This is a genomic window from Mycobacterium sp. (genome assembly GCF_025933915.1).
Classification (GTDB): Bacteria; Actinomycetota; Actinomycetes; order Mycobacteriales; family Mycobacteriaceae; genus Mycobacterium.
The window spans coordinates 1-13,897 of the sequence record NZ_JAICZA010000127.1 but is presented as its reverse complement, the minus strand read 5'-3'; the positions used below and the strand labels follow the sequence as shown (position 1 = coordinate 13,897).

At 66.5% G+C, this 13,897-nt stretch carries 15 protein-coding genes, 2 tRNA genes and 1 pseudogene; 10 read left to right on the top strand and 8 right to left on the bottom strand.

The features are described 5' to 3' along the window. The 6 genes and pseudogenes from Q0W90_RS18190 to Q0W90_RS18165 all read left to right on the top strand — a co-directional run. Nucleotides 1–273: pseudogene (locus Q0W90_RS18190) on the top strand (SAM-dependent methyltransferase); the annotation flags it as partial. A 68-nt stretch (nucleotides 274–341) separates the two neighbouring features. Next, complete coding sequence (locus Q0W90_RS18185) at nucleotides 342–1,400, top strand: phosphotransferase family protein (RefSeq protein WP_297595301.1); 1,059 nt, start codon at nucleotides 342–344, stop codon at nucleotides 1,398–1,400. A gap of 1 nt (nucleotide 1,401) precedes the next feature. Continuing rightward, a complete protein-coding gene (locus Q0W90_RS18180) occupies nucleotides 1,402–2,166 on the top strand; it encodes an SDR family oxidoreductase (RefSeq protein WP_297595302.1) in 765 nt (254 codons plus the stop codon). Between the two features lie 13 nt (nucleotides 2,167–2,179). After that, on the top strand, nucleotides 2,180–3,463 hold the full coding sequence (locus Q0W90_RS18175) for an acyl-CoA dehydrogenase family protein (RefSeq protein WP_297698630.1): 1,284 nt from the start codon (nucleotides 2,180–2,182) through the stop codon (nucleotides 3,461–3,463). Then, nucleotides 3,444–4,067 carry a TetR/AcrR family transcriptional regulator gene (locus Q0W90_RS18170; RefSeq protein ID WP_297595305.1) on the top strand — a complete coding sequence of 208 codons (624 nt, stop codon included), beginning with the start codon at nucleotides 3,444–3,446 and terminating at the stop codon, nucleotides 4,065–4,067. The genes Q0W90_RS18175 and Q0W90_RS18170 overlap by 20 nt, the downstream gene beginning before the upstream one ends. Next, entirely contained in the window at nucleotides 4,067–5,035 is a 969-nt protein-coding gene (locus tag Q0W90_RS18165; RefSeq protein WP_297595306.1) for an NADPH:quinone oxidoreductase family protein, read from the top strand. Before Q0W90_RS18170 ends, Q0W90_RS18165 begins: the two co-directional genes overlap by 1 nt. 13 nt (nucleotides 5,036–5,048) lie before the next feature. On the opposite strand, the gene Q0W90_RS18160 is transcribed toward Q0W90_RS18165, so the two are convergent. Next, on the bottom strand, nucleotides 5,049–6,926 hold the full coding sequence (locus Q0W90_RS18160) for an alkyl sulfatase dimerization domain-containing protein (protein ID WP_297698628.1): 1,878 nt from the start codon (nucleotides 6,924–6,926) through the stop codon (nucleotides 5,049–5,051). Nucleotides 6,927–7,103: 177 nt separating this feature from the next. Here Q0W90_RS18160 and Q0W90_RS18155 point away from each other — a divergent pair, with 177 nt between their 5' ends. Continuing rightward, nucleotides 7,104–7,589: a lipoprotein LpqH gene (locus tag Q0W90_RS18155; RefSeq protein WP_297595225.1), complete on the top strand. Its 486-nt coding sequence runs from the start codon at nucleotides 7,104–7,106 to the stop codon at nucleotides 7,587–7,589. 53 nt (nucleotides 7,590–7,642) lie between these two features. On the opposite strand, the gene Q0W90_RS18150 is transcribed toward Q0W90_RS18155, so the two are convergent. From Q0W90_RS18150 to Q0W90_RS18130, 5 genes are all read right to left on the bottom strand, one after another. Further along, the gene (locus tag Q0W90_RS18150; protein WP_297595227.1) at nucleotides 7,643–9,169 is read right to left on the bottom strand and encodes a HAMP domain-containing sensor histidine kinase; all 1,527 of its coding nucleotides are present in this window, start codon (nucleotides 9,167–9,169) and stop codon (nucleotides 7,643–7,645) included. After that, nucleotides 9,147–9,851, bottom strand: coding sequence for a two-component system response regulator TcrX (gene tcrX, locus Q0W90_RS18145; RefSeq protein WP_297595260.1), 705 nt, complete (start codon nucleotides 9,849–9,851; stop codon nucleotides 9,147–9,149). The genes Q0W90_RS18150 and tcrX overlap by 23 nt, the downstream gene beginning before the upstream one ends. A gap of 152 nt (nucleotides 9,852–10,003) precedes the next feature. After that, a complete protein-coding gene (locus tag Q0W90_RS18140; RefSeq protein WP_297595228.1) occupies nucleotides 10,004–10,159 on the bottom strand; it encodes a DUF6131 family protein in 156 nt (51 codons plus the stop codon). Between the two features lie 22 nt (nucleotides 10,160–10,181). Beyond that, nucleotides 10,182–10,421, bottom strand: a complete 240-nt coding sequence (locus tag Q0W90_RS18135; RefSeq protein ID WP_297775584.1) for a hypothetical protein — start codon at nucleotides 10,419–10,421, stop codon at nucleotides 10,182–10,184. Nucleotides 10,422–10,689: 268 nt separating this feature from the next. Continuing rightward, on the bottom strand, nucleotides 10,690–11,646 hold the full coding sequence (locus Q0W90_RS18130) for a class I SAM-dependent methyltransferase (protein ID WP_297775576.1): 957 nt from the start codon (nucleotides 11,644–11,646) through the stop codon (nucleotides 10,690–10,692). A 123-nt stretch (nucleotides 11,647–11,769) separates the two neighbouring features. On the opposite strand from Q0W90_RS18130, the gene Q0W90_RS18125 reads away from it, so the two are divergent. Together Q0W90_RS18125 and Q0W90_RS18120 are read left to right on the top strand one after the other, a co-directional pair. Then, on the top strand, nucleotides 11,770–12,132 hold the full coding sequence (locus tag Q0W90_RS18125) for a nuclear transport factor 2 family protein (RefSeq protein WP_297595230.1): 363 nt from the start codon (nucleotides 11,770–11,772) through the stop codon (nucleotides 12,130–12,132). Nucleotides 12,133–12,180: 48 nt separating this feature from the next. Next, the gene (locus tag Q0W90_RS18120; RefSeq protein ID WP_297698641.1) at nucleotides 12,181–13,179 is read left to right on the top strand and encodes a phosphotransferase family protein; all 999 of its coding nucleotides are present in this window, start codon (nucleotides 12,181–12,183) and stop codon (nucleotides 13,177–13,179) included. A gap of 72 nt (nucleotides 13,180–13,251) precedes the next feature. On the opposite strand, the gene Q0W90_RS18115 is transcribed toward Q0W90_RS18120, so the two are convergent. Both Q0W90_RS18115 and Q0W90_RS18110 read right to left on the bottom strand, forming a co-directional pair. Beyond that, nucleotides 13,252–13,324, bottom strand: a tRNA-Arg gene (locus Q0W90_RS18115). 42 nt (nucleotides 13,325–13,366) lie between these two features. Then, nucleotides 13,367–13,455: transfer RNA gene (locus Q0W90_RS18110), tRNA-Ser, on the bottom strand. Between the two features lie 86 nt (nucleotides 13,456–13,541). Here Q0W90_RS18110 and Q0W90_RS18105 point away from each other — a divergent pair. After that, nucleotides 13,542–13,897 (top strand): aminotransferase class I/II-fold pyridoxal phosphate-dependent enzyme (locus Q0W90_RS18105; RefSeq protein ID WP_297775574.1); only part of this gene is annotated, 356 nt, incomplete at its 3' end.

Here is a 13,897-nt window from a genome sequence, read left to right as displayed (position 1 = left end):
CGGGCCGCCGCGCCCGGCGCCGCCCTGTACATCCTGGCCTTCGCCGCCGGGGCGTTGGACCGGGCCCACCCGGACCGGCCGGGCCCGCCGGGCTTCACCGAAACCGAGTTGCACGACGCCGTCTCGACGCTCTGGCACGTCGACGACGTTCGCGTCGCCAAGATCTACGGCAACGACGAGTCATCGGATGGCTCGCTCGCACATCTGGAACACGACCACGAGGGCCACTTCATGGCGCCCGGGTTCCTGCTGAGCGCCCGCAAGCCGGGCTGAGCCGCCAAGTGTTTGCCGCGCCCAGCCGGGAGAATGCTATTCTCCATCCGGAGATTGGGGTGTACGGGATGGTCGAGCACGTGACTGACAGCACCAAATCGGGGTTGGACGCGGGCGTCCTCGCCCGTTGGCTGGACGCGAACGACGCACCTGGTAACGGTGAACGGCCGCAACTGACCCAGCTGAAGGGCGGTTCGCAGAACACCCTCTACCTGGTGGAGCGCGGCGATCAGCGAATGGTGTTGCGGATGCCCGGCGCCCGGGCCGACGCCGCGCGCATCGACGGCCTGCTGCGCGAGACCCGCCTGGTAAGGGCGCTGTCCGGCACCGATGTGCCGCACGCGGCGCTGATCGCCGCCGACGACACCGGCAGCGTGCTCGGCATGCCGTTCTACGTCATGCGGGCGATCGACGGATGGAGCCCGATGGACGGCGGGTGGCCGTCGCCGTTCGACACCGACTTCGCCGCCCGGCGCGGTCTGGCGTTCCAATTGGTCGAGGGCGCCGCCAAACTCGGCCGGGTGGATTGGCGCGCACAAGGGCTCGAAGGCTTCGGTCGCCCCGACGGCTTCCACGAGCGCCAGGTCGATCGCTGGCTGGCATTTCTCGATGCCTACAAGGTTCGCGAGCTGCCGGGCCTGGACGAGGCCTCGGACTGGTTGCGCCGCAACCGCCCGGCCCATTACCGCGCCGGCATCATGCACGGCGACTATCAGTTCGCCAACGTGATGTTCGCGCACGGGGAGCCGGCGCGCTTGGCCGCGATCGTGGACTGGGAGATGACGACCGTCGGCGATCCGCTGCTGGACCTGGCCTGGTGCCTGCTCGGTTATGACGGCGAAAAGCCGCGCGAGGACGGGTTTTATCTCGACATGCGCGGTATGCCCACGCGCAGCGAGCTGTTGGAGCACTACGAAACGGTCAGCGGGTTGTCGACCGAGAACATCGACTACTACCTGGTGTTGGCCAACTGGAAGCTCGGCATCGTGCTGGAGAAGACGTATGCCGCCGGCGTGCGCACCGGGAAAGTCGACCCCAAGATCAAGGACGCCTTCGGGCCGATGATTCTTCAGCTCATCGCCACCGCGGCCGAGCTCGCGCAGTCACTGACAACCAAAGGCCGCTGAAATGGGTTATGCCGATCAGCTTTTCGATCTGACCGACCGGGTCGTCCTGATCACCGGCGGCAGCCGCGGACTGGGGCGTGAGATGGCGTTCGGCGCGGCCCGCTGCGGCGCGGACGTCGTGATCGCCAGCCGCAACATGGACAACTGCGTCTTTACCGCCAAGGAAATCGAGGCCGAGACCGGGCGTTCCGCCCTGCCGTATCAGGTGCACGTGGGGCGATGGGATCAACTCGACGGCTTGGTCGACGCGACGTACGAGCGGTTCGGCAAGGTCGACACGCTGATCAACAACGCGGGCATGTCGCCGCTGTACGGCAAGCTCACCGACGTGACCGAGAAACTGTTCGACGCCGTGGTCAACCTCAACCTCAAGGGCCCCTTCCGCTTGTCGGCGTTGGTGGGTGAGCGCATGCTGGCGGCGGGCCGGGGCTCGATCATCAACGTGAGCACGGCCGGATCGCTACGTCCGACACCGGACATCATTCCCTACGCCGCGTCCAAGGCCGGGCTCAACGCCATGACCGAAGCGCTGGCGAAGGGCTTCGGACCGACGGTGCGGGTCAACACGCTGATGGCCGGTCCGTTTCTCACCGACGTGAGCAAGGCGTGGAACTTGGACGCGGCCAACGGCAATATGTTCGGCCATCTTTCGCTGCAGCGTGCCGGTGATCCGCGTGAAATCGTCGGTGCAGCACTGTTCTTGGCGTCCGATGCGTCCAGCTTCACCACCGGCTCGATCCTGCGGGCCGACGGCGGCATCCCCTGAGAGGAGTGTTCGAATGTCCTGGGACTTTTCAACCGAGCCGGAGTTCGAGGAGAAGCTCGAGTGGATCCGCGGGTTCGTCCGTGACGAGGTGGAACCGCTGGAGGTCCTCTTCGGAGGCTGCGAGTTCCTGCCGCTGAACGACGAGCGGCGCCGGATCGTCGACCCGCTCAAACAGCAGGTTCGCGACAAGGGTTTGTGGGCACCACATCTGGGCCCGGAACTGGGTGGGCAAGGCTTCGGCGCGGTCAAGCTGACGTTGATCAACGAGATCCTGGGCCGCAGCCCCTGGGCGCCGATCGTGTTCGGAACGCAAGCACCCGACACCGGCAACGCCGAGATCATCGCCCGCTTCGGCACCCCGCAACAGAAGGACCGCTACCTGGCGGGGCTGCTGTCCGGGGAGATCTTCTCGTGCTTCTCGATGACCGAACCGCAGGGCGGCGCCGACCCGCGGGTGTTCACCACCCGCGCTGTTCGCGACGGTGATGACTGGGTGATCACCGGCCGAAAGTACTTCTCCTCCAACGCCTCCGTCGCCTCCTTCTTCATCGTCGTCGCGATCACCGATCCCGACGTGCCCGTCCATACCGGCGCGTCGACGTTCTTGATCCCGGCCGGGACCGAGGGGCTTGTCCTGGAGGCCAACCACCACCTGGTCGGCGCCGACCCGCACGAGCCGGGTCATTCCCTGGTGCACTACAACGACGTGCGAGTGTCCGCCGACGCCCTGCTCGGCGCACCCGGTCAGGGCTTCCCGATACTGCAGACCCGGCTGGCCGGCGGGAGGCTGCATCACGCGATGCGGTCCATCGGGATGGCGCAGCGCGCAGTGGAGATCATGTCGCGGCGGGCGAAAAGCCGCTTCACCCAGGGCAGCCTGCTGGCGGACAAACAACTGGTGCAGGAGTTCGTCGCCGATTCGTACACCGAGTTGATCCCGTTCCGGCTGACTGTGTTGCACGCGGCCTGGCTGATCGACAACGGCGACGAGCGCGCCGCCCGCGCGGAGATCGCCGCCTGCAAGATCCTGGCATCGCAGGTGCTCAAATCGATTGCCCTGCGGGCGATTCAGGTGCACGGGGCGCTGGGGCTCACCGACCAGCTGCCGCTGGTCAACGTGTTGCTCGGCGGCATCGCGCTCGGCCTGGCCGACGGGCCGACCGAGGCGCACAAGGTCAACCTGGCCCGGATGCTGCTCAAGGGCTACGAGGCCGAGGAAGGTGACTGGCCCAGCGAGATGCTCGACGTGCGGCGCGCGGCGGCGCGGGCCAAATACGGTGACCTCGTTGACCTCTGACCGCGTGACCGCGGCGGTCGAGCGCGCGCTGGATGACCGTCAGCGGGAGGCCACCGAGGAGGTCGAACGCATTCTGACCGCGGCGGTGCGCGTCATGGAACGCGCGGCACCCGAGCCGCCCCGGGTCAGCGACATCGTCGCCGAGGCGGGTTCGTCGAACAAGGCGTTCTACCGCTATTTCGCGGGCAAAGACGAGCTCATCCTGGCCGTCATGGAACGCGGGGTGGCCATCGTCGTGTCCTACCTCGAGCACCAGATGGCCAAGGAATCCAAGCCGCACGACAAGATCGCGCGATGGATCGAGGGCACGCTGGCGCAGGTGGCGGACCCGCATCTGATCAGCATGACCCGAGCGGCGGCCGGACAGATGTCGGCCGGCACGAGTTGGCGCGCGGCCGACCAGGACATGATGCGGCCGCTTCGCGAGCTGCTCGTCGAACCCGTTGCGGCGCTGGGCAGTCGCGACATCGAACGAGATGTCGAGGCGGTGTTCAGCTGCGCGGCGGCGACCCTGCGCCGCTACGTGGGCTCGGCCGAGGAGCCCGGCCCCGACGACATCGCACACGTCGTGCGGTTCTGTTTACGTGGACTGGGGGCCAGTTGATGCGCGCGGTGATCTGTCGTTCCTATGGAACCCCCGAGGACCTGGTCATCGACGACGTGCCCGACCCCGTTCCCGGGCCCGGCCAGCTGCTGGTGCGGGTGCGCGCGGCCGCGGTCAACTTCCCCGACGTGCTGTTCATCGCCGGCAAGTACCAGGTGAAAATCCCGCCGCCGTTCATCCCCGGCAACGAGATCGCCGGTGACGTCATCGCCGCCGGCGAAGGCGCGCCGTTCGGTCCGGGACAGCGGGTATCCGGGACCACCTTCGGGGCCTTCGCCGAACAGGCCCTCCTGGGCGCGAGCCAGGCGGAGCTCGTGCCCGACGACGCCGACTTCGCGTCGGCCGCCGCCTTCGGCGTGACTTATCGCACCGCCTATCACGCGCTGCGCTCGACGGCCGCCGTCACAGAAGGAGATTGGGTCGTCGTACTCGGCGCCGCGGGCGGCGTGGGGCTGGCCGCGGTCGATCTGGCGGTGGCGATGAAGGCGCGGGTGCTGGCCGCGGCGTCGAGTCCGGAAAAGCTCGAGCTGTGCCGGCAGCGCGGCGCCGAGGCGACCGTCGATTACGACCGGGAGGACCTGAAATCGCGGATCCGTGAACTCACCGGCGACAGCGCGCGCGTGGTCCTGGACCCGGTCGGCGGATCGTATTCGGAGCCCGCGCTGCGCGGGCTCGCGCGTGGCGGCACCTTTGTCACCCTGGGCTACGCGGCCGGCACGATCCCGGCCATTCCGCTGAATCTCGTGCTGCTCAAAGACATCTGTGTGCGCGGCATGGAGATCCGCACCTTCATGACCGACCGGCCCGATGACGCCGTGCGTGACCTGCACGAGTTGTCGCAGATGTTCGCCGCGGGCACGGTCCGGCCGTACATCGGCGCGCGGTTCCCGCTGTCGGAGACCGCCGCCGCGTTGCGGCACGTGGCCGACCGCAAGGTGCTGGGCAAGGTGGTGATCGACGTCGGGTGACGGCGCCCGGCTCTCACGGTGTGACGATGTTGAAATTCGGGTCCGGCGCGTCGAGCACATCGAGAAAGGCCTGCAACGCGCCCCGGTCACCGGAGAGCTCCAGTCCGGGTGCGCCGAAATCACCCAGTACCAGGGCGAGGAGCCGAATCTTGCCGGCCAGTGTGACGGTAACGGTCGCCGTCGTGGGATCGGGTGCCGCCTTGCGGTGGACGAGCACCCCGTTGCGCAGGGTGAGTCGATAGTTGACCGCCGTGTCGGTGAAGGTGATATCGATGGCGACGTCGTGATCCCAGCCGCGCGGGCCGTTGACCCGGATGGCCAGGCCGTCGAAGATCTGCTCCGGTGTCAGTTGGGAAAGCATGGTGGGGGAGGCGACCTGACCCGCGGTGCCGAAGTTGCCGTCGCGCAATTCCATCGCCCCGCTGAGGAAGAAATTGCGCCAGGTCGCGTTCTCGGCACCGTAGGCCAGTTGCTCGAGCGTGTCGGAGTACAGCGCGCGGGCGCCGGCGTGCCCGCTATCGGTGAAGATCGCATGATCCAGGAGAGTTGCGGCCCAACGGAAATCACCGGAGTCGAACGCGGTCTTGGCGACGTCGACGACCCGGTCGATGCCGCCCATCGCCTCGACGTACCGGGACGCGAGGGCCTCGGGAGGATGGGGCCACAGCCGGGCCGGGTTGCCGTCGAACCAGCCCATGTAGCGCTGGTAGATGGATTTGACGTTGTGGCTCACCGAACCGTAGTAACCGTGGGTGTGCCAGGCACGCTCGAGTGCGGGTGGCATCTGGAACATTTCGGCAATCTCGACGCCGGTGTAACCCTGGTTGAGCAATCGCAGCGTCTGGTCGTGCAAGTACGCGTACATGTCGCGCTGCAGCGACAGGAACTCGACGATGCTGTCACGTCCCCAGGTCGGCCAGTGGTGGGACGCGAACACCACGTCGGCGCGATCGGCGAAGGTGTCGATCGCCTCGGTGAGGTAACCGGACCAGGCGTGCGGGTCACGCACCAGCGCGCCGCGCAGGGTCAGCAGGTTGTGCAGATTGTGGGTGGCGTTCTCCGCCATGCACAGCGCGCGGAAACGTGGGAAATAGAAATGCATCTCGGCGGGCGCCTCGGTGCCGGGCGCCATCTGGAACTCGATCTCCACGCCGTCGATCGTGCGTGTTTCACCGGTGGTACCGATGTCGATGGTGGGGACGATGACGGCGACCTCGCCGGTGGACGTCGCCTGGCCGAGCCCGCAGCCAACTTGATCCAGGGGCCCCCGCGGCAGCTGGGCGCCATACATGTACGTGGCCCGCCGGGTCATTGCCGGTCCGGCGTAAACGTTTTCCTGCACCGCATGCTCGATGAAGCCTTCCGGTGCCAGCACCGCCACCCTGCCGGCATCCACGTCGGCCTGCGAGGTGACGCCCAGTACGCCGCCGAAGTGATCGACATGGCTGTGGGTGTAGATCACCGCGACGACGGGCCGATCGCCGCCGCGCTGCCCGCGATACAGCGCCAGCGCCGCCGCGGCCACTTCGGTGGACACCAGGGGATCGATGACGATGATGCCCGTGTCGGTTTCCACGAAGGTCACGTTGGAGATGTCGAAACCACGCACTTGATAGATGCCCGGCACCACTTCGTAGAGGCCCTGTTTGGCGGCCAGCGCCGATTGCCGCCACAGGCTGGGGTGCACCGACGTCGGGGCGGCGCCGTCCAGGAAGGCGTAGGCATCGTTGTCCCACACCACTCGGCCGTCGGCCGCTCGAATCACGCACGGCGACAAGGCGGCAATGAATCCGCGATCGGCGCTGCGGAAATCCGCGTCGTCCTGAAATGGCAGGAGAAGTTCGCGATGGGCGGATTCGATGACGGGACTGGGGGGCTTGTGGTCCACCATTTGTACCTTGCCATTCACGCGATAGTCCGCGAAAGCCGTTCCGGCGGTATTTCACCGACTAAATAATGAACACAGCAACAATTTCTCGGGGTTCTGGATTCTCGGTCCAGTTAACCCGCATACTGCCCAGACAGCCCTCAATGCCGAGGGCCGCAACTATCGGGCAAAGGAGAACAGGTGAAGCGTCAACTGACGGTCGCGGTGGCCGGAGCGGCAATTCTGGCCGCAGGCATTTCCGGATGTTCGAGTGGTAATAAATCGGCTACAAACAGTTCCGCGAGTAGCTCGGCTACCAGCGCGTCGGCAAGCACCGGCGGAGCGGCCGGCACGAAGGTCACCATCGACGGCAAGGACCAGAACGTCACCGGCTCGGTCGTGTGCACAAATGCGGGTGGCACCATCAACATCGCGATCGGTGGCGCAGCGACCGGCATCGCCGCCGTGCTCAGCGACGGCAACCCCCCAGAGGTGAAATCCGTTGGGCTGGGCAACGTCAACGGCGTGACGCTCGGATACACCTCCGGTACCGGCCAGGGCAACGCCACCGCCAGCAAGGATGGCAACAGCTACAAGATCAGCGGCACCGCCACCGGGGTCGACATGGCCAACCCGATGCAGCCGGTGAACAAGCCGTTCGAAATCAATGTGACCTGCTCCAGCTAGGTGACGATGCGGGCCGGAACGGCCCGGGGAGGAAGCCAGCAATCCTGCACTAGCTAGGCCGATGCGGGCGGTTGCCATCCGTTGGGTGGCAACCGCACCGTGAACTCGGTGTGGCCCGGCGAGCTGTTCACCGCGATTGTCCCGTTGTGCGCCTTCACCACAGCCGAGACGATCGCCAGGCCGAGCCCGGTGCTGCCGCCCTTGCGCGAGCGCGAGGAATCGCCGCGGGCGAACCGTTCGAAGACCTCCGATTGCAGCGCCACCGGGATGCCGGGTCCGTTGTCGATGACCTGCAGCACGGTGTGCGAGGGCTCGGTGCTCAGCCGGGTCGTCACAACGGTGCCTGCGCCGGTGTGGACGCGGGCGTTGGCGAGCAGATTCGTCAGCACCTGGTGGAGTCGCGCCGCGTCACCGGTGACGATCACCGGTTCTTCCGGCAGGTCGAGCTCCCACTGATGATCCGGTCCCGCAACGTGAGCGTCGTTGACCGCATCGAGCGCCAACCGTGACAGATCTACCGATTCGCGCTCCAGCGGCCGACCGGAATCCAGGCGGGCCAACAGCAGCAGATCCTCGACCAGGCGCGTCATCCGCTCGGTCTCGGATGCCACCCGGCTCATCGCCTGCGCCACCGCCTCACGGTCCCCGCCATACCGGTCCATCCGTTGGGTCAGTTCGGTATAGCCGCGGATCGCGGCGAGGGGCGTGCGCAGCTCGTGACTGGCGTCGGCGACGAACTGGCGGACGCGCGTCTCGCTGGCCTGGCGCACCGAAAGCGCCTCGGCGATGTGGTCGAGCATCCGGTTGAGCGAGGCGCCGAGCTGTCCCACCTCGGTGGAGGGGTTCGCGTCGGATTCGCGCACGCGCACAGGTAGTTCGACCTCGCCGCGCGACAACGGCAAGTCGGCGACCTCGCCCGCGGTCTGCGCGACACGGCGCAACGGTGCCAGGGCCCGCCTGATGATCACGACCCCGGCAATCGTCGCGGCCGCCAGCGCGACCGCCGTGACGATCCCGAAGGTGACCAGCATGCGGATCAGGGTGGCGTCGACGTTGGACATCGAGAGGCCCGTGACGATCATGTCGCTGCCATTCCGGCTGGGGGCCGCGACGACGCGGTACCGGCCAAGGCCGTCGAGGTTCAGCGTGACCGGCGCGCGGTTGCCGGCGATCTGTTCCAGTTGGGTCTGGGCGGTCGGGGTCAGGTCGTCCCGGGCGCCGCTGCTGGTCAGGTAGCCGGCGTCAACCGTTTTGCCCCGGCTGACCACCGCGGCCACGATGCCCGCCGGCTGACCCGGGGCATCCAGGAACCGCGGCCCGGGACCCGGCCGCGGGGAGTAGGAGTGCTGGTGGTGGTGGTGCCACCCCGGGTGGTCCGGTTCGGGGTACATCAGCGCCGAACGGAACGAGGTCCCGGCGAGTTGACCGTCGAGCTGCTTCACCAGGTGATGGTTCAGCGCCAGCTCGGTCACCGCGGTGATACCGACGCACACGATTGCCAAGACGACGATCTGTCCAACCAGCAGCCGCAGCCGAAGGGACCAGACCCTCCGCGGGTCAGCGGGCCGGCTTGAGGACATAACCCGCGCCGCGCAGCGTGTGGATCATCGGATCGCGACCGTTGTCGATCTTCTTGCGCAGGTAGGAAATGTAGAGCTCGACGATGTTGGACCGGCCGCCGAAGTCGTAACTCCATACCCTGTCCAGGATTTGGGCCTTGCTCAGCACCCGCTTGGAGTTGCGCATCATGAACCGCAGCAGTTCAAATTCGGTCGACGTCAACGAGATCGGCTCACCGGCGCGGGTGACCTCGTGGCTGTCCTCGTCGAGGACCAAATCCCCGACCACCAGCTGCGCGCCGCTGTCCACCGTCGTCACCCCGGTGCGCCGCAACAGCGCCCGCAAGCGCAGCACGACCTCTTCGATGCTGAAGGGTTTGGTGACGTAATCGTCGCCGCCGGCCGTCAGGCCCGCGATGCGATCCTCGACCGCGTCCTTGGCCGTCAGCAGCAGCACCGGCAGCTGCGGGATCTCCTCACGCAGTTTGTGCAGGACGTCGAGGCCGCTCATATCGGGCAGCATCACATCGAGAACGACCACATCCGGACGCTGGTTGCGGGCGGCCGCGATGGCCGATTCACCATCCCCGGCGGTGGAGATGTTCCAGCCCTCATACCGCAGCGCCATCGACACCATTTCGGCCAGGACGGGTTCGTCGTCGACGACCAGCACGTTGATGGGGTTGCCGTCCGCACGGCACATGACAACCCGCTCTACCGAGGCTCGGGGCTGCGTCACAACCTCCAGTATCCGCCGCCGACTGAGCCGAGCCTATGACCAACCTATGCGCGCCCTGTGAAACGGAACGCGCGACCGCCGGAGCAGTCGCGCGATCACGCTATGCGCAGGAGCCGTTAATACCAGTAGCGCCTGCCGGCCACGGGACGGCCGACCGAGCCAAGGATCCAGAGGATCGCGCCGATCACCAGCAGCACGATGCCTAGCGTCATCAGCACGGATACGTGGAAGAAATACCCGAGAATAAGCAGGACAATTCCTAAGATAACCATTTCGACTTCCTTCGGGAGTGGGTTAGAGGTTGATCGATTGCATTGAACTTGGTTGCGGCAGATGACAATCCGTAACTTTCGGATTGACACCGAAGTAATTCAGGGGTCCGGCGATCACGGTCACCGCAACCGTGCCCGCGGAGGCGCATGTGGTGTTGTCATTTTTGAAGTAGTCGCGTTGCCACGCCGCGAAGACTCCGATCAGCAACCACACCAACGCAACCGTTCCAATGATCCCGCTGCCACGCATGTGACCTCCAATGTGGTCGAGAAGAACTTTTCTCGTGGACGTGAAATTACCCATTCGACTTACGTCTAAACATGCAATGGGTTATGCGGCACCGCTTGTCGGCAGGTCCCGGCACGTCAGAGGTGGTCGAACGGGTCAGGCGGCGACCCGCTTGGTCCAGGCCGGGGCCAGCCGTGCGCCCCGGATTAGCTCAGCTAATTCGAGGAGGCGCCCAAACCGGTGGCATCCCCACCCGAAATAGCGTGCCTGAGCCGCTAAATCGGCAGCGGCACTTTTGGTCTCAGCGTTCGGGCCGCGCCGCTCGCCGTTGCGCCGACACGTACAGGGTGGGCGGCATCGAATCCTGCGCACCCTGCGGGATCCGGCGGCCGTAGCGGGCCATCAACTCCGCGAACGTCGCGGTCGCGACATCCCAGCCGCGGTCGCGCAGCCAGCCGTCGACGGGTGTGCGCTCCTCGGGGTACCAGAGGTCGTCGAAGTCGGTTATCTCGGCGTTGACCAGTTCGGCGGCCGCGGCGCGCATGCGCCGCATGTCCTCGCGCTGACGCTGCACCCGATCGGGGTCGGTGAAACCCGCGTCGGGCACGTTGGACGCCAGCCAGCTGCCCTCGACGCTCAGGGAATCTATCCGCTCGAACAGCAAGTCCTGGGCCTGTGCCGGCAGGTAGCGCACGAGTCCTTCAGCCGACCAGACCGCGGGCAGCGAAGCATCAAACCCGGCTTCCTGCAACGCCTTCGGCCAATCCTGGCGCAAATCGATCGGCACGTTGACCAGGCGCGCGGTCGGATTCGCACCGTGCTCACGCAGGGTGTTGGATTTGAATTCCAGCACCTTGGGCTGGTCGAGCTCGTAGACGACCGTGCCGTCGGGCCACGGTAGCCGCCAGCTGCGCGCGTCCAGTCCGGCCGCCAGAATCACCACCTGGCGCACCCCGGCGTCGGCCGCGCCCAGAAAGAACTCGTCGAAAAACGCCGTCCGGGTAGCCATGAAGTCGACCATCAGCTGGAGCCGCGCCCGCAGATCCGGCTCGATATCGGCCGCCTTGGCCAGCAGCGCCGGATCGGCATAAATGCTCCACATCCCCTGGCCCGCGGCATCGACGAACACCCGCGCGAACGGATCGCTGATCAGCGGGTTCTCGCTCTCGGTCTCCGCGGCACGAGCGGCGGCAACACCGAGCGCGGTGGCGCCCACGCTCTGGGTGATCTCCCAGGAATCGTTGTCGGTCCGCGGCATCCCCAGCTCCCCTCCGGAAAGTAAGTTATGCACACTATTCTTCCAGTCGCCGCCACCGGATGCCGTCCGTCGCCCCTGCCCTAGTCTTTTTCCCAGACGGTCCACAGGTTGCAAGGGAGTGCTATGACGCCCACCACGGCACGTACGCCGCAGGAAGTGTTCGCCCACCACGGCACGGCGCTGGCCGCCGGAGACCTTGACGAAATCCTCGTCGACTACGCCGAGGACTCCGTGCTGATCAGTCCCGCCGGCATCGCGCGCGGCAAGCACGCCATCCGCGACGTCTTCGCGCAACTGCTCGCCGATCTGCCGGATGCCAACTGGGACTTGAAGACCCAGCTCCTCGACAATGATGTGCTGTTCCTGGAATGGGCCGCCGATTCGTCCGCCAACCGGGTCGACGACGGTGTCGACACCTTCGTGTTCCGCGACGGCATGATCGCGGCGCAGACCGTCCGATACACGCCGCACCCGAAGGGCCGATGAGTGGACCTGAAAACAGACTCGGTGAATCTGGAAGCCGTAGCGGAATGGATGTCCGGCCAGGGGCTCGGCGAGGGCCCGCTGGACGACGTTTCCGCCGTCACCGGCGGAACGCAGAACGTCATGCTGCGGTTCAGCAGGGCCGGCCGGCCCTACGTGCTGCGACGCGGGCCGCGGCACCTGCGTCCGCGTAGCAACAGCGTGATCCTGCGGGAGACGAAAGTCCTTGCCGCGCTGGCCGGTTCCGACGTGCCCCATCCGCACCTGATTGCCGCCTGCGAGGACCCCGCGGTGCTGGGCGACGCGGTCTTCTACCTGATGGACCCGGTCGACGGATTCAACGCCGGCGAGAGTCTGCCGCCGTTGCATGCCGGTGACGCCACGGTGCGCCACGGCATGGGCCTGTCGATGGCCGACGCGCTGGCCAAGCTCGGTGCCGTCGACCATGTCGCCGTCGGCCTCGCCGAATTCGGCAAGCCGGAGGGCTTTTTGGAACGCCAGGTGCCGCGCTGGCTTTCCGAGCTGGAGTCCTACAACGACTACGACGGGTATCCGGGGCCGCAGATCCCCGGGATCGCCGAGGTGTCGGGCTGGTTGGACCGTCACCGGCCGGCGCACTGGACGCCCGGCATCATGCACGGCGACTACCACGCGGCCAACGTGATGTTCTCGCGCACGGGGCCGGAGGTGGTCGCGATCGTCGACTGGGAGATGTCCACGATCGGCGATCCGCTGCTGGACCTGGGCTGGCTGCTCGCCACCTGGCGCCAGCCCGACGGTTCCAGCGTGTTCAGCCACGCCCTGGGCGGGCAGGACGGATTGGCCAGCACCGACGAGCTGTTGCAGCGATACGCCGCCAACACCGCCCGCGACTTGTCGCACATCACCTGGTACACCGTGCTGGCCTGCTTCAAGCTCGGGATCGTGATCGAGGGGACGCTGGCGCGGGCCTGCGCGGGAGAGGCGGAGAAGGAGGTCGGCGACCAATTGCACGCCGCCACCGTGCACCTATTCGAGCGGGCGCTGGGCCTCATCGACGACGCGGGCTGAGCTACTGGCATCGCCCGCGCGGCGACGCGCGTTGCGTTGATCGATCGGGGACCTGCGCCATATAGAAGTGAGCGCGCCCGAAGGGATTCGAACCCCTAACCTTCTGATCCGTAGTCAGATGCTCTATCCGTTGAGCTACGGGCGCTTGTTCTTCAGTTGTGGTTCCGTGTTCCGGTAAAGGACCCAGCGGAGGCGAGAGGATTTGAACCTCCGGTCCCCTTTGAGGGGGACAACTCATTAGCAGTGAGCCCCATTCGGCCGCTCTGGCACGCCTCCCTTTTGGACTTTCTGAGGGTACCCGACCCCTTTCCGGTCTCGCCGAACCGGCCATAGCGTACACATCCGCGACATAAACTGTCGAAGTGACCGCCCGCCTGCGCTCCGAACTGGCCGGACTGCCAGTGTATGTGCCCGGCAAGAACGTGCCGGGCTCCATCAAACTGGCCAGCAATGAGACCGTTTACGGCCCGCTGCCCAGCGTGCATGCGGCGATCGAGCGGGCCATCGCCGTCGTGAACCGCTACCCGGACAACGCCAGCGTGGACCTCAAGGCGGCGCTGGCCATGCACCTGGGTTCCGACGTCGCCCCCGAGCACATCGCCGTCGGTAGCGGCTCGGTCACGTTGTGTCAGCAGTTGGTTCAGATCACCGCGGCGGACGGCGACGAGGTGATGATCGGCTGGCGCAGCTTCGAGTGCTACCTGCCCATCATCCAGGT

What these genes read in the sequence shown, in the direction of transcription:
- Q0W90_RS18150 (WP_297595227.1), bottom strand. Translation starts at nt 9,169, where the DNA reads ATGTCCTCAAGCCGGCCCGCTGACCCGCGGAGGGTCTGGTCCCTTCGG.
- Q0W90_RS18185 (WP_297595301.1), top strand. Translation starts at nt 342, where the DNA reads ATGGTCGAGCACGTGACTGACAGCACCAAATCGGGGTTGGACGCGGGC.
- Q0W90_RS18130 (WP_297775576.1), bottom strand. Translation starts at nt 11,646, where the DNA reads ATGCCGCGGACCGACAACGATTCCTGGGAGATCACCCAGAGCGTGGGC.
- Q0W90_RS18180 (WP_297595302.1), top strand. Translation starts at nt 1,402, where the DNA reads ATGGGTTATGCCGATCAGCTTTTCGATCTGACCGACCGGGTCGTCCTG.
- Q0W90_RS18140 (WP_297595228.1), bottom strand. Translation starts at nt 10,159, where the DNA reads ATGGTTATCTTAGGAATTGTCCTGCTTATTCTCGGGTATTTCTTCCAC.
- Q0W90_RS18165 (WP_297595306.1), top strand. Translation starts at nt 4,067, where the DNA reads ATGCGCGCGGTGATCTGTCGTTCCTATGGAACCCCCGAGGACCTGGTC.
- Q0W90_RS18175 (WP_297698630.1), top strand. Translation starts at nt 2,180, where the DNA reads ATGTCCTGGGACTTTTCAACCGAGCCGGAGTTCGAGGAGAAGCTCGAG.
- Q0W90_RS18120 (WP_297698641.1), top strand. Translation starts at nt 12,181, where the DNA reads ATGTCCGGCCAGGGGCTCGGCGAGGGCCCGCTGGACGACGTTTCCGCC.
- tcrX (WP_297595260.1), bottom strand. Translation starts at nt 9,851, where the DNA reads ATGTGCCGTGCGGACGGCAACCCCATCAACGTGCTGGTCGTCGACGAC.
- Q0W90_RS18160 (WP_297698628.1), bottom strand. Translation starts at nt 6,926, where the DNA reads ATGGTGGACCACAAGCCCCCCAGTCCCGTCATCGAATCCGCCCATCGC.
- Q0W90_RS18125 (WP_297595230.1), top strand. Translation starts at nt 11,770, where the DNA reads ATGACGCCCACCACGGCACGTACGCCGCAGGAAGTGTTCGCCCACCAC.